Origin of the sequence: Nocardioides psychrotolerans, from assembly GCF_943371775.1 — a bacterium.
Lineage (GTDB): Bacteria > Actinomycetota > Actinomycetes > Propionibacteriales > Nocardioidaceae > Nocardioides > Nocardioides psychrotolerans_A.
The window spans coordinates 36478-48436 of record NZ_CALRWD010000025.1; the positions used below are offsets into that span (position 1 = coordinate 36478).

At 70.4% G+C, this 11959-nt stretch carries 12 protein-coding genes; 7 read left to right on the forward strand and 5 right to left on the reverse strand.

The genetic code is table 11. The features are described from left to right. Window positions 1-53 precede the first annotated feature (53 nt). The 4 genes from AAG827_RS09500 to AAG827_RS09515 all read right to left on the reverse strand — a co-directional run bounded on the left by AAG827_RS09500 (window position 54) and on the right by AAG827_RS09515 (window position 4176). Window positions 54-1241, reverse strand: coding sequence for an acyl-CoA dehydrogenase family protein (locus AAG827_RS09500; RefSeq protein ID WP_341925687.1), 1188 nt, complete (start codon window positions 1239-1241; stop codon window positions 54-56). 75 nt (window positions 1242-1316) lie between these two features. Then, window positions 1317-2240 (reverse strand): alpha/beta hydrolase, encoded by a 924-nt coding sequence (locus AAG827_RS09505; RefSeq protein ID WP_341925688.1) that lies wholly within the window; start codon window positions 2238-2240, stop codon window positions 1317-1319. After that, on the reverse strand, window positions 2237-2845 hold the full coding sequence (locus AAG827_RS09510; protein WP_341925689.1) for a TetR/AcrR family transcriptional regulator: 609 nt from the start codon (window positions 2843-2845) through the stop codon (window positions 2237-2239). Before AAG827_RS09510 ends, AAG827_RS09505 begins: the two co-directional genes overlap by 4 nt. Beyond that, the gene (locus AAG827_RS09515) at window positions 2842-4176 is read right to left on the reverse strand and encodes an NAD(P)-binding domain-containing protein (protein ID WP_341925690.1); all 1335 of its coding nucleotides are present in this window, start codon (window positions 4174-4176) and stop codon (window positions 2842-2844) included. Before AAG827_RS09515 ends, AAG827_RS09510 begins: the two co-directional genes overlap by 4 nt. Window positions 4177-4304: 128 nt before the next feature. Here AAG827_RS09515 and AAG827_RS09520 point away from each other — a divergent pair, with 128 nt between their 5' ends. The 5 genes from AAG827_RS09520 (at window position 4305) to AAG827_RS09540 (ending at window position 8572) form a co-directional block, all read left to right on the forward strand. After that, a complete protein-coding gene (locus tag AAG827_RS09520; protein WP_341925691.1) occupies window positions 4305-5051 on the forward strand; it encodes an SDR family NAD(P)-dependent oxidoreductase in 747 nt (248 codons plus the stop codon). Next, window positions 5048-5941 carry an SDR family oxidoreductase gene (locus tag AAG827_RS09525; RefSeq protein WP_341925692.1) on the forward strand — a complete coding sequence of 298 codons (894 nt, stop codon included), beginning with the start codon at window positions 5048-5050 and terminating at the stop codon, window positions 5939-5941. The genes AAG827_RS09520 and AAG827_RS09525 overlap by 4 nt, the downstream gene beginning before the upstream one ends. Before the next feature lie 75 nt (window positions 5942-6016). Further along, on the forward strand, window positions 6017-7165 hold the full coding sequence (locus tag AAG827_RS09530; protein ID WP_341925693.1) for a Rieske 2Fe-2S domain-containing protein: 1149 nt from the start codon (window positions 6017-6019) through the stop codon (window positions 7163-7165). After that, complete coding sequence (locus AAG827_RS09535) at window positions 7165-7467, forward strand: hypothetical protein (RefSeq protein ID WP_341925694.1); 303 nt, start codon at window positions 7165-7167, stop codon at window positions 7465-7467. Before AAG827_RS09530 ends, AAG827_RS09535 begins: the two co-directional genes overlap by 1 nt. A 7-nt stretch (window positions 7468-7474) precedes the next feature. Further along, a complete protein-coding gene (locus AAG827_RS09540; RefSeq protein ID WP_341925696.1) occupies window positions 7475-8572 on the forward strand; it encodes a 2Fe-2S iron-sulfur cluster-binding protein in 1098 nt (365 codons plus the stop codon). Window positions 8573-8574: 2 nt separating this feature from the next. Here the strand turns inward: AAG827_RS09540 and sigK are convergent, their stop codons facing one another. Continuing rightward, window positions 8575-9168: an ECF RNA polymerase sigma factor SigK gene (sigK, locus tag AAG827_RS09545; protein WP_341925697.1), complete on the reverse strand. Its 594-nt coding sequence runs from the start codon at window positions 9166-9168 to the stop codon at window positions 8575-8577. A gap of 104 nt (window positions 9169-9272) precedes the next feature. Between sigK and AAG827_RS09550 the strand changes: the two genes are divergently transcribed. Both AAG827_RS09550 and AAG827_RS09555 read left to right on the forward strand, forming a co-directional pair. Beyond that, window positions 9273-9713, forward strand: a complete 441-nt coding sequence (locus tag AAG827_RS09550) for a MarR family transcriptional regulator (protein WP_341925699.1) — start codon at window positions 9273-9275, stop codon at window positions 9711-9713. A gap of 99 nt (window positions 9714-9812) precedes the next feature. Next, on the forward strand, window positions 9813-11738 hold the full coding sequence (locus AAG827_RS09555) for a hypothetical protein (RefSeq protein WP_341925700.1): 1926 nt from the start codon (window positions 9813-9815) through the stop codon (window positions 11736-11738). The last annotated feature ends 221 nt before the right edge of the window (window positions 11739-11959 follow it).

Below are 11959 nucleotides of genomic sequence, written 5' to 3' on the forward strand. Positions count from 1 at the left end.
GGGGTCTCGACACGGGCTCGCTGCGCTCGCCCGGCTCGACCAGCGAGGAGGGGTCAGCGCTTGGCGGCGGGCAGGCCGAGGCCGACGTAGCCGATGATGTCGCGCTGGATCTCGTTGGTGCCGCCGCCGAAGGTCATGACGAGGGCGCTGCGGTGGAAGCGCTCGAGGCGGCCGGCGAGCACGGCACCCTCGGAGGAGCCGGTGATCCCCGCGTTGGGGCCCACGACCTCCATGAGGGAGCGGTAGACGTCGGTGGCCAGCTCGGAGCCGTAGATCTTGGTGGCCGAGGCCTCGGCGGGGGAGAGCGGGATGCCGGCGTCGGCGTCGGCGGCGAGCTTCCAGTTGATCAGGGTCAGCATCTCGATGCGAGCGTGCGCGCGACCGAGGGCGATCTGCACCCACTCGGTGTCTATGACCCGCTGGCCGTCGGGGTTCTTGGTCTGCTGCGCCCACTCGCGCACCAGCTTGAGCGACTGGGTCAGCGGGGCCGACGACGTCAGCGCCACGCGCTCCGCGTTGAGCTGGTCGGTCATCAGCGACCAGCCGCCGTTGAGGTCGCCGACGAGGTTGCCGACCGGGACGCGCACGTCCTCGTAGTAGGTCGCGCTCGTGCCGACACCGGCCACGGTGTGGACCGGCGTGTAGGAGAAGCCCTCGGCGCCGGCCGGCACCAGGATCATCGACAGGCCCTTGTGGCGGGGCAGGTCGGCGTCGGTGCGGCAGGCCAGCCAGATCCAGTCGGCGTACTGGATCAGCGAGGTCCACATCTTCTGGCCGTTGATGACCCACTCGTCACCCTCGCGCACGGCCCGGGTCTTGAGCGAGGCGAGGTCGGTGCCCGAGCCGGGCTCGGAGTAGCCGATCGAGAAGTGCAGCTCACCGGCGAGGATCTGGGGGAGGAAGAACTCCTTCTGCTCCTCGGTGCCGTAGCGCATGATCGTGGGCCCGACGGTGTTGAGCGTCAGGTAGGGGATCGGCACGCCGAAGTCGGCGGCCACGTCGGTGAAGATCAGCTGCTCGATCATCGAGCGGGCCTGGCCGCCGTACTCCTTCGGCCAGCCGATGCCGAGCCAGCCGTCGGTGCCGAGCTGGCGGATGACCTCCTTGTAGACCCCGGCGTCGCCGAACTCCCCGGTCGCCGACGCCAGGCCGGCCCTCCGCTCGGGCGTCACCAGCGCGGCGAAGTACTCCTTGAGCTCTTCCTTGAGCTGGACGTGCTCGGGGTTCAGTGCGACGTGCATCGGTCTTCTCCTCGCCGGGCGGTCGGTGGCCCCATGACCACATCGCCAAAACTATAACGTGTTCTAGGTTTGGTGTCAGGAGGCGCCGAGGTGGCGTTGCAGGAAGCGCACCTGGTGCTCGACCACCGCGTCGAACCACTCCTTGCCGGGCCACACGTCGAAGTGGTCGCACGGGTAGTGGCGCACCTCGGCCCGGCCCTTGAACGCGGCCTTCATGGCGGCGTGCGGGGGAGCGCTGCGGTCGAAGTCCGCGACCTGCACGAGCATCGGGCAGGTCACCTGGGCCGCCAGCTTCCCGGGCCGGTGCCCGCCGAGCTCCAGCCCGACCGCCGCGTCGACCTCCTTGACCCACGTGGGCCCGGCGATCGAGAGGTAGTCCTCGTAGAGCCCGTCCAGGGTGAGAGCAGCGACCTCGCCGGGCCGACCGACCACCGGCATGGTGACGGGTGCCTTGCCGCGTCCGCTCGCGACCTTGCTGCGCAGGCCGGCGGCCGTGGACCGCAACAGCGCGGACGGCGTGTGGGACCGGAGCGCGTGACGACCCGCGGCCACCCCGTCGACCAGGGGCGTCAGCGACACCACGGCGGCGACGTCGTCGCGCCCGGCGCCGGCGGCGATCACATGACCCCCGGCCAGCGACACGCCCCAGAGCACGAGGCGCGAGGCGTCGACGCCGGGCAGGTCGGCGGCCGCCGTCATCGCTGCGCGGTAGTCGGCGAGCTGGCCCTCCATCGACACCCGCTGGCGCGGGGAGCCCTCGCTCGCGCCGAAGCCGCGGTAGTCGAACGCGAGGACGTCCAGGCCGGCCTCGGCCAGCCGCCGTGCGAAGGGCTCCAGCCCGGAGTCCTTGGTGCCGGCGAGGCCGTGGGCCATCACGACCACGGGCCGCCCGGCAGGCGAGGCGAACGCGTCGCCCGGGCCGCCCGCCTGGGCGGGGAAGTGCCAGGCGTCGCACGCCGTGCCCTGGGAGTCGAATCGGACGGTGGTGCGGACGCTCATGGCGTGGTCCTTCCATAGATGGTGCGGAGCCAGATCTCGACGACCGCCGCCTGGATCTGGGGACGCGTCAGCGCGCCACCCAGGGCGAGCCGCTCGAGCATCCGGTCGTTGAGATCGAGCAGGACGGCCGCGATGCTGGTGGCGTCGACCCCGTCGGGCGCACGCCCCCCGGCGCGCTCGGCCTCGATCATCGCCGCCACCGGCGCGATGAAGGAGTGCCGGTCGTTGTCCCACAGCTCGCGGACCGCGGGGCTCGTGGCCTTGGCGTCGAGCATCGCCCGGAAGACGTGCTGGTGGCTCTCCCACGCGTCGAAGAGCCCGCTGATGGTGGCGGCGATGTTGTCCTGGGGCGTCGCGTCGCCCGAGAGCTCACCGGTGGCGGCGAACGCCGCGTCGTACATCTCCTCCATGAGGGCGGCGACCGCCGCCTGCTTGTTCTCGAAGTAGAAGTAGAACGCCGACCGGGTCACCCCGGCGCGACGCGAGATCTCGGCGATGTTGATCGAGTCGAGCGTGCCCTCCTCGAGGCTCTGCTCGCGCAGGATCTCGTCGAGCGACTCCAGGAGGGCGGTCCGGCGCGCATCCCCACGCTGCGCGGTGGTCATCCGTGGACCCGGGCCCGTTCGAGACCGGCCGGGATCTCCTTGGTGCGCATGTCGTGCTCGTAGAGGAAGTAGTCGACCTGCTGGGTGTGCCGTGGCCGGTCGAGGACGTGGCCGGTGTACTTCTGCTGGTCGGCGACGATCACCCGCTCCATCTCCTCCAGCGGCGGCAGTCGGTAGCGACCCGCGGCGTAGGCCGCGAGCAGTCGCGCCTGGGACTCCACGAAAGGGAAGAGCGTGGGGGTGGCCTGGGCGAAGCCCATGAAGACCAGGTCGTCGATGCCGGGCTTGAACATCCGCTTGAAGAGCGGGATCGCGTTGTCCGGCGCGCTGATGAAGGCGGGGTCGAAGAACGGGAAGGTGATGTTGTAGCCCGTGGCGTAGACGATGATGTCGAAGTCGCTGCTGGTGCCGTCCTCGAAGTGCACGGTCTCCCCGTCGAGCCGCGCGACGTTGCCCTTCGGCGTGATGTCGCCGGAGCCGAGCCGCAGCGGCAGCTCCACCGACTGCGTCGGGTGCGCCTCGAAGAACTTGTGGTTGGGCTTGGGCAGGCCGTAGAGCTCGGGGTTGGACCCGGCCATGAACTGCATCTTCTGGAGGAACTTCCGCTGCCAGGCCAAGGGGAGGTACGGCGTCGTCACGTAGTACTTGTCGGCCGGCAGCCCGCCGGTGTACTTCGGGACGATCCAGGCGCTCGAGCGCGTCGAGAGGGTCACCTCGTTCTGCAGGGACTTGCTCGAGAGCTCGACCGCGATGTCGGCCGCGCTGTTGCCCAGCCCCACGACCAGGATCCGCTTCTGCTTGAAGTCGAGCGGGTCGGTCGGGTCGATGTAGTGGTGGGAGTGGATCGACTCGCCGGTGAACTCGCCGGGGAAGTCGGCCATCCGCGGGTCCCAGTGGTGGCCGTTGGCCACGACCAGCAGGTCGAAGTGCCGGGTCGCGCCGGCCTGGTCGAGGATCTCCCAGCCGCCGTCGGGCAGCCGCGTCGCGCTGGTCACGCCGTTGCGGAACTCGATGCGGTCCTTGAGGTCGAACGCCTCGGCGTACGACTCCAGGTAGGCCTTGATCTGCGTGTGGTGCGGGAAGTCCGGATAGTCGTCCGGCATCGGGAAGTCCTTGAAGGACAGCCGGTGCTTGGAGGTGTCGATGTGCAGCGAGCGGTAGGCGCTGCTGTGCCCGTTGGGGTTGCCGAAGGCCCAGTTGCCGCCGATGCGGTCGGAGCTCTCGAAGCAGGTGTAGTCGATGCCGTAGTCGCCGAGCATCTTGCCGGAGGTGAGGCCGCTGATGCCGGCGCCGATCACGGCGGTGGTGGGGCTGGACGCGGGTCCGGGCATGGAGACGCCTTTCGGAGGGCTGCGACGGCGCGAAGGTCCGGGACCCCTTGCCATGACGTGTGACGCAGGGCACGCTAGGCCCACATTTGACACGCGTCAACTACCAGCCATCTGCCGGGGAGGCACCCATGGACGACCCTCTCGACCCTCTCGACCAGCCGACCCGCGTCGCGGTCGTGATCGGCGGCGCCTCCGGGATCGGCGCCGCGATCGCGGTGGCGCTGGCCGACGACGGCTGCACGGTCGTGGTCGGTGACCTGGCGACGAACCCTCCCGTCGATGTCACCGACGAGGCGTCGGTGGAGGCGCTGCTGGCCGGCGTCGTGGCCGAGCACGGTCGCGTCGACGTGGTGGTCAACAGCGCCGGCGTGAGCACGCTGGGGCTGCTCACCGAGCTCGACGTGGCGGAGTTCCGCCGCGTCGTCGACGTCAACCTGACCGGAGCCTTCCTGGTGCTCAAGCATGCGGGGCGGGTCGTCGCCGACGGGGGAGCGATCATCTCGCTGACCTCGCTCAACGCCCGGCAGCCCGGCACCGGCATGGGCGCCTACTGCGCGGCCAAGGCGGGACTGGCGATGCTCACCGAGGTCGCCGCCCTCGAGCTCGGCGCCCGCGGGGTGCGGGTCAACGCGATCTCCCCGGGGCTCGTGATCACCCCGCTGACCGCGCCGGCGATGGACATCGCGGGCATCCAGGACGACTACCTCGAGAACACGCCCCTGGGTCGTGCCGGCCTGCCCGAGGAGGTCGCGGAGGCGGCGGTCTACCTCGCCAGGGCGCGGTGGCTCACCGGCGAGGTGCTCGACCTCAACGGGGGAGCGCACCTGCGCCGCTACCCCGACATCCACGGCCACGTGATGAGGGCGTTCGGATGAGCGGCCCCCGGCTCGACCTCGCCGGGAGGCAGGCAATCGTCACGGGTGGCGGCTCCGGGATCGGCGCCGCGCTGTGCCAGGCGCTCGTCGCGGCCCGCGCCCACGTCGTCGTCGCCGACCTCGACGGCGCCGCCGCACGTCGTACGACGGAGCGCGTCGTGGGTCCCGGCAGCGCCCGCGCCGTCGCGCTCGACGTGACCGACGCGGCGGCCGTCCAGGCCTGCGTCGACGACGTCGTGGCGCGGTCCGGCCGGCTCGACCTGATGTTCAACAACGCCGGCATCACCTTCGGCGGTGAGACAGAGGAGCTGGGCCTCGAGCAGTGGGACGCGATCATCGACGTCAACATCCGCGGGGTGGTGCACGGCGTGGCGGCGGCCTACCCCCTGATGGTGCGCCAGGGCGCGGACGGCGGCTTCGGCGGCCACATCGTCAACACCGCCTCGATGGGTGGGCTGATGGCGGCGGGCCTGATCACCAGCTATGTCATGACCAAGCACGCGGTCGTCGGCCTCTCGCTGGCCCTGCGCTCCGAGGCGGCCGCCAAGGGGGTCGGCGTCACGGTCGTGTGCCCGTCGGCCGTCGAGACCCCGATCCTCGACAAGGGGGCCATCGGTCGCTTCCACGGCCGCGACTTCTACCTCAAGGGCCAGGGCGTGCGCCGCCCGCACGACCCGGCACGGCTGGCCGACGAGGTGCTCGAGGCGGTGGTCGCGGGGCGCGCCATGCTCGTCTCCCCGCGCACGGCGAGGGTCACCTGGCTCGTGGGCAGGCTCGCGCCCCGCTTCACCCAGCGGATGTCCATCGGCTTCGTGGCCAAGCAGCGCGCGATGCAGACGGCCCGCGCCGACGAGGCGGCCAGGCTGGCCTCCGGCTCGCAAAAACTATAACCTGTTCTTGTTTTGCAGCACACGACCACCGCACGACCCCAGCACCACGACGGCTGATCACTGGAGAGGCACACCATGAGCGACACCCGGTTCCTCGACAAGGGCGCACCGCCCGAGCGCTTCGCGCGCGGCTGGCACTGCCTGGGCCTGGCCCGGGACTTCGCCGACGGCAAGCCCCACGGCATCGACGGCTTCGGCGGCAAGCTCGTGGTCTGGCAGGACACGCAGGGCAACCTCAACGTGCTCGACGGCTACTGCCGCCACATGGGCGGCGACCTCACCCAGGGCACGGTCAAGGGTGACGAGATCGCCTGCCCGTTCCACGACTGGCGCTGGGGCGGCGACGGCAAGTGCAAGGCGATCCCCTACGCCCGCCGCGTGCCGCTGCGGGCGCGCACCCAGAAGTACCCCGCGGTGGTCCGCAACGGCCAGCTCATGGTCTGGCACGACGTCGAGGGCTCCGAGCCCGACCACGACATCCTGCCCCCCGAGCTGCCCGGGGTCGGCACGGACGCCTACACGGACTGGACCTGGGAGGTCCTCGACGTCCCGACCGCGCACTGCCGCGAGATCATCGACAACGTCGTGGACATGGCGCACTTCTTCTACATCCACTTCGCCTTCCCGACCAACTTCCGCAACGTCTTCGAGGGCCACGTCGCCACCCAGTTCATGGAGTCGACCGGCCGCCCCGACATGGACGGTGCGGGCTACGGCGACGAGGGGCTGGTGCTGAAGTCGGAGGCCAGCTACTTCGGGCCGTCGTACATGATCAACTGGCTGCACGTGGACTACAAGGGCTTCGAGACCGAGGTCATCCTCATCAACTGCCACGTGCCGACCGGGCCCAACTCCTTCAAGCTCCAGTACGCCCTGTGCGTCAAGAAGCCCGAGGGCGTGGACGACGCGACCGCCGACTACATCGGCAAGCGCTACTCCGAGACGTTCAAGGAGGGCTTCGAGCAGGACGTGCACATCTGGCTCAACAAGGCGCCCGTCCAGAACCCGCTCCTGTGCGAGGAGGACGGGCCGGTCTACCAGCTGCGTCGCTGGTACGAGCAGTTCTACGTCGACAAGGCCGACGTGACGCCGGAGATGACCGACCGCTTCGAGTTCGAGGTCGACACGACCAAGGCCAACGAGTACTGGCGCGAGGAGGTCGCGCAGAACCTCGCGAAGAAGGCCGCGGAAGACGCGGCGACCCCCGAGACCGCCGACGCCTGATGGCGAGCTTCGTCCCCACCAGCGTCGACACGCTGGAGGACATGCGTCTCTACACCCGGGCCAGGCTGACCGAGGTCGCCTGCCTGGACTGCCTGGCGTGCGTCGGGGTCAAGAAGAACAGCGAGCACCACACCTCCATCCAGTGGAACGCCGCAGCACTGGAGGCGTGCCCGGAGTTCGCTAGGCGGGACGCGTCACCACGCGGGCGTGAGATCCACCAGGGTTGTCCTCGCCTGGTCGCCAGCATCGACGCCGCGGTGCGCGAGGGCCACATCCACATCGGCGCTGAGGACGGTTACTGAACCACCCATGGACACCGCATCCTTCGAGCTCACGGTCAGCGAGGTCGTCGAGGAGACGGCCGACGCGCACTCGATCACCTTCTCGGTGCCCGAGGACCACGCCGAGCTCTTCGACTTCAAGCCCGGCCAGTTCCTCACCGTCGCCGTCCCGAGCGACCAGACCGGTGTGGCGGCGCGCTGCTACTCGCTCTCCAGCAGCCCGCTGACCCGGGCCGACGGGCTCACGATCACGGTCAAGCGCACCGCTGAGGGCTACGCCTCCAACTGGATCTGCGACCACCTGCGCCAGGGCGACACCATGCGGGTGCTGCCGCCGAGCGGCATCTTCACCCCGGCGTCCCTCGACGCCGACCTGCTGCTCCTCGCCGGCGGGAGCGGCATCACCCCGATCCTGTCCATCACGCGCACCGCGCTGGCGCAGGGGAGCGGCCGCGTCGTCGTCTTCTACGCCAACCGCGACGAGCGCTCGGTCATCTTCGCCGGCGAGCTCACCAGGCTCGCCGCCGAGCACCCCGACCGCCTCCAGGTCATCCACTGGCTCGAGTCGGTCCAGGGCCTGCCCACCGGTGAGCAGATGAAGGCCTTCGCGGCCGGCTACCCGTCCTACGACGCCTTCGTCTGCGGGCCCGCGCCGTTCATGAAGATGACGACCGCGGCGCTCAAGGAGCTCGGGGTGCCGCGCGAGCGTCGCCACCAGGAGAAGTTCGTCTCGCTCGGGGGCAACCCGTTCGGGGACCTGCACGACGTGGAGGTCGCCGAGTCCGAGATCGCCGCCGCCGAGTCCGACGAGCAGGACGCCGCAGCCGACCTGGCGGCCGCCTCGCGGGCCCCGGTCCGGCTCGAGGTGGAGCTCGACGGCGAGCAGCACTCCTTTGACGACTGGGACCCGGGCACGACGATGCTCGACCACCTCGAGGCCAAGGGCGTCAAGGCGCCCTTCTCGTGCCGCGAGGGGGAGTGCTCGGCCTGCGCCGTCCGCCTCCTGGAGGGCGAGGTCAAGCTCCTGCACAACGACGTGCTCGACGCCGAGGACCTCGCTGAGGGCATCCGGCTGGCCTGCCAGGCGGTGCCGGTCACCGACGCCGTGAAGGTCACCTACAGCTGATCTCAGGCAGGCTCGGCGGCGCCGACCGTCAGCAGGTCCCGCAGCTGCAGCATCCCGTCCCGGATGCGGGTCTTGGCGGTGCCCAGCGGGATCTGCAGGAGCCGCGAGACCTCCACGTGGGTGTGCCCACCGAAGTAGGCCAGCTCGATGGCCTGGCGCTGCACGGCGGTCAGGGTCGCCAGGGCTGCGCGCACCCGCTCGCCCTCCAGCGTCGCGTGGACGGCCGTCGCCGTCTCGTCGTACGGCGCCCGGACGTCGAGCTCCACGTGCTCGGTGTCGCGCCGCCGCCCCGACTCGCTGGAGCGCACCCGGTCGACGGCCCGGCGGTGCGCGAGGGTCATGACCCAGGTCAGGGCCGAGCCGCGGGCCGGGTCGAACTGCGCGGCGGTCCGCCACACCTGGAGGAAGACCTCCTGGGTCACCTCCTCGGCCTGGTGGGCGTCCCGCAGGATCCGCAGGACGACGCCGTGGACCCGGGGAGCCACCTCGTCGTAGAGAGCCGCGAACGAGTCGGCGTCGCCGCGACCGGACGCGCGGAGGAGGGCGGTCACGGAGCACGAGGGCTCCGTGCTGCGTGCTCGAGGGCGTGGCGCCATGGGGCTGTCCTCCTGGTCAACGTGCGGTCGAGCCCCATGAGCCAGGTGCGAGGTGCGCAGATGACTTGTGCACAAGATAGCGCACCGCGTGCCAGAATGGGGTCATGGCAGACCCGGACGCTCCGCCCCTGGCGGACCAGCTCTGCTTCGACCTCTATGCCGCCTCGCGGGCCGTGACCGGCGCCTACCGGCCGGTCCTCCGTGAGCTCGGCCTGACCTACCCGCAGTACCTCGTGATGCTGGTCCTGTGGGAGCGCGGCACCTGCACCGTCCGGGAGCTGGCCGACGAGCTGATGCTCGACCACGGCACACTGACCCCGCTCCTGCGCCGGATGGAGGGCAACGGCCTCGTGGCGCGTCGCCGCGCCGCCGGTGACGAGCGGTTTGTCGAGGTCTCGGTGACGGCGGCGGGGGATGCGATGCGCGTGCACGCGTCGCGGATCCACTGCGGGATGAAGGACGCCCTGGGGCTCGAGGAGGCCGAGTTCGTGGCGCTCCAGGCGACCCTGCGGCTGCTCACCTCGCGGGTGACGATCCAGGCCTGACCTAACTACAGTCCTGTAGTTAGGTCGGAATGGTTGTGTGACTGGTGTGACTGGTGTGAACTAACGCCGCTGCCCTCACCCACCTGAAGGAGAACCACCGTGGCTTCCCCCACGGCTTCCCGCCTCCTGTCGTCGTTCCTGGGTCTTCTGCTGCCCAGCGCGCTGGCCGTGACGCTGCTCGCCGCCCCCTCCTCGGTCCCGACCGCCGCACCGCTTCCCGCGACGCCAGCCCCCGACCTGCGTCCGGCTGCCCAGGCGCTGGCCTCGCCGACCTACCAGACCTTCACGATCAACATCAAGCACGACCTCAACAAGACGAAGGCGCTCGCGGACATGAAGCGCGCCCTGACCCTCGGTGACGCGGGCGGCATGCAGGAGATGTCCGACGCCGAGGACCGCGAGTCCCTCATCGCGCTGTGCAAGGCCGAGGACTGGGGCTGGTACATGCCCAACGACGGCGGCGTCGCCATCCCGATCGTGTGGGACCGCGACCGCTTCCGACTGATCGACGGCCACACCACCAAGGTGCACGGCCCGCAGAACGGCGTGACGCCCAGCCGCTACATCAACGTCGTGCGGCTGCGCGAGGTCGCGACCGGCAAGGTCTTCGGCTACATCAACACCCACGTCATCTCCGGTGCCTCGCGCGATGCCCAGCTGTCCAACATGGACCGCATCCCGCGGCTGCGCCTGCACCTGAGGATGCTGCGCCTGGAGATCCAGGGCCTCTTCAAGCACACCGAGCACGTCTTCATCAGCGGCGACCTCAACGTCAACTACCTCGCCGACCGGCGCCGGCAGAACCCCGGTCTGCCCACCGACCGTCTCGGCGACCTGGTCAACTTCGACATGCCGCTCACCGGCTCGTTCAACCCCACGTCGCTGCTCGACTACGGCATGTCGGTCAAGCGCAACGGCGGCCTGGTCAAGACCGACGCGAGCATCGTCAAGGGCTTCAACTCCGACCACTGGGCCATCCAGTTCACCTACCGCGCGATCGACCTCTTCGAGACCGGTCCGCTGTTCAACGCCCCGGCCGGGGACGTGCACGACCGCCGCCGCGCGCTGGACCGCACCGTGCGTGCCGTCCAGGACGCCGAGACCGGTGACCTGGTCCGCGTGGCCACCAGCCGCCTGGACGACCCTGACCTGCTGGGCGCGCTGACGTCGGCGTACGCCGAGGGGGCGGCCGTGCAGGTCGTCGTCGGGGCCGGCACCCCCACCGCGGCGGAGCAGCAGCTCGAGACCGCCCTGGGCGTCGACCAGACGCAGCCGTCCTGGCTGCGCCGCTGCGTCGGCAGCTGCCTGGGTGGCACCGGACGTCAGGAGGCCAACTTCGTGCTGGTCAGCCGCGCAGGTGGGACCACCGAGCTGGCGATGATCTCGTCTGCCGCCTTCGAGGCCGGCAGCACCAGCCGCTCCACCGACGTCTTCCGCTCCTCCTCCGCCGCGGTCTACGCGACCTACGGCGCGGTCTTCTCGCGGATGTCGCTCGACACCACCGACAGCCCCAAGGTGCGCACCGTCGAGATGGGCCCGGGCTACACCGCGCAGCTCTACCCGGTCCCCGCCCTGCCGTTCCGTGACCCCGTCCTCAAGGCCCTGAAGCCCGTCGGGTGCACCGAGGCCCGCGGTCTTCGCACCGACGACGGCCGCACCAACATCCGCGTCGCCGTCCAGGCGTGGTCGGGCGAGCGCGGCCAGCGGGTGGCCACCCGGCTCGCGGCGTTGAAGCGCAAGGGCTGCGACGTCGTGGTGGTCGTGGGACCCAACGTCCGCCAGGGCATCCGCACGGTGCTCGCCGACGGGGGAGTGCCGGTGCGCACGTCCGCCGTGGGCCAGAACCTGCTGGTCGTCGACGGTCGCCACGCGGGCAAGGCGGGTGCCCACCTGGCCTACACCGGCGGGCCGGGATGGACCGACCTGGGCGTCGGGAGCGACGGCGTCACGCTGGTCGCGTCCTACGCCAACGCAGTGAGCGACTACCTCGACGGGTGGTCACGAGCCTGGCAGCGCGGTGCATGAGAGCCCTCTCATCCACACCGTTCGGCCACAAAATCCACAGGACGGTAACAATCCCGGGCGCCAAACGCTGGTCTAGAACAGAAAATCAACTTTCCGGTAACGCGTGACCTATGCCCCCCGGGGCAGGTTCACTTGGTCAAGACAGCATTCCGAGGTCGTGATCGTCCCCCCCAACTGGGCACCCGCCCAGGCAGGCGATCACCTCGCGGGAGGAGGGGTCA

Bases quoted from the DNA above. Each gene is read 5' to 3' on its own strand.
- AAG827_RS09500 (WP_341925687.1), bottom strand. From the start codon at position 1,241: ATGCACGTCGCACTGAACCCCGAGCACGTCCAGCTCAAGGAAGAGCTC.
- AAG827_RS09505 (WP_341925688.1), bottom strand. From the start codon at position 2,240: ATGAGCGTCCGCACCACCGTCCGATTCGACTCCCAGGGCACGGCGTGC.
- AAG827_RS09510 (WP_341925689.1), bottom strand. From the start codon at position 2,845: ATGACCACCGCGCAGCGTGGGGATGCGCGCCGGACCGCCCTCCTGGAG.
- AAG827_RS09515 (WP_341925690.1), bottom strand. From the start codon at position 4,176: ATGCCCGGACCCGCGTCCAGCCCCACCACCGCCGTGATCGGCGCCGGC.
- AAG827_RS09520 (WP_341925691.1), top strand. From the start codon at position 4,305: ATGGACGACCCTCTCGACCCTCTCGACCAGCCGACCCGCGTCGCGGTC.
- AAG827_RS09525 (WP_341925692.1), top strand. From the start codon at position 5,048: ATGAGCGGCCCCCGGCTCGACCTCGCCGGGAGGCAGGCAATCGTCACG.
- AAG827_RS09530 (WP_341925693.1), top strand. From the start codon at position 6,017: ATGAGCGACACCCGGTTCCTCGACAAGGGCGCACCGCCCGAGCGCTTC.
- AAG827_RS09535 (WP_341925694.1), top strand. From the start codon at position 7,165: ATGGCGAGCTTCGTCCCCACCAGCGTCGACACGCTGGAGGACATGCGT.
- AAG827_RS09540 (WP_341925696.1), top strand. From the start codon at position 7,475: ATGGACACCGCATCCTTCGAGCTCACGGTCAGCGAGGTCGTCGAGGAG.
- sigK (WP_341925697.1), bottom strand. From the start codon at position 9,168: ATGGCGCCACGCCCTCGAGCACGCAGCACGGAGCCCTCGTGCTCCGTG.
- AAG827_RS09550 (WP_341925699.1), top strand. From the start codon at position 9,273: ATGGCAGACCCGGACGCTCCGCCCCTGGCGGACCAGCTCTGCTTCGAC.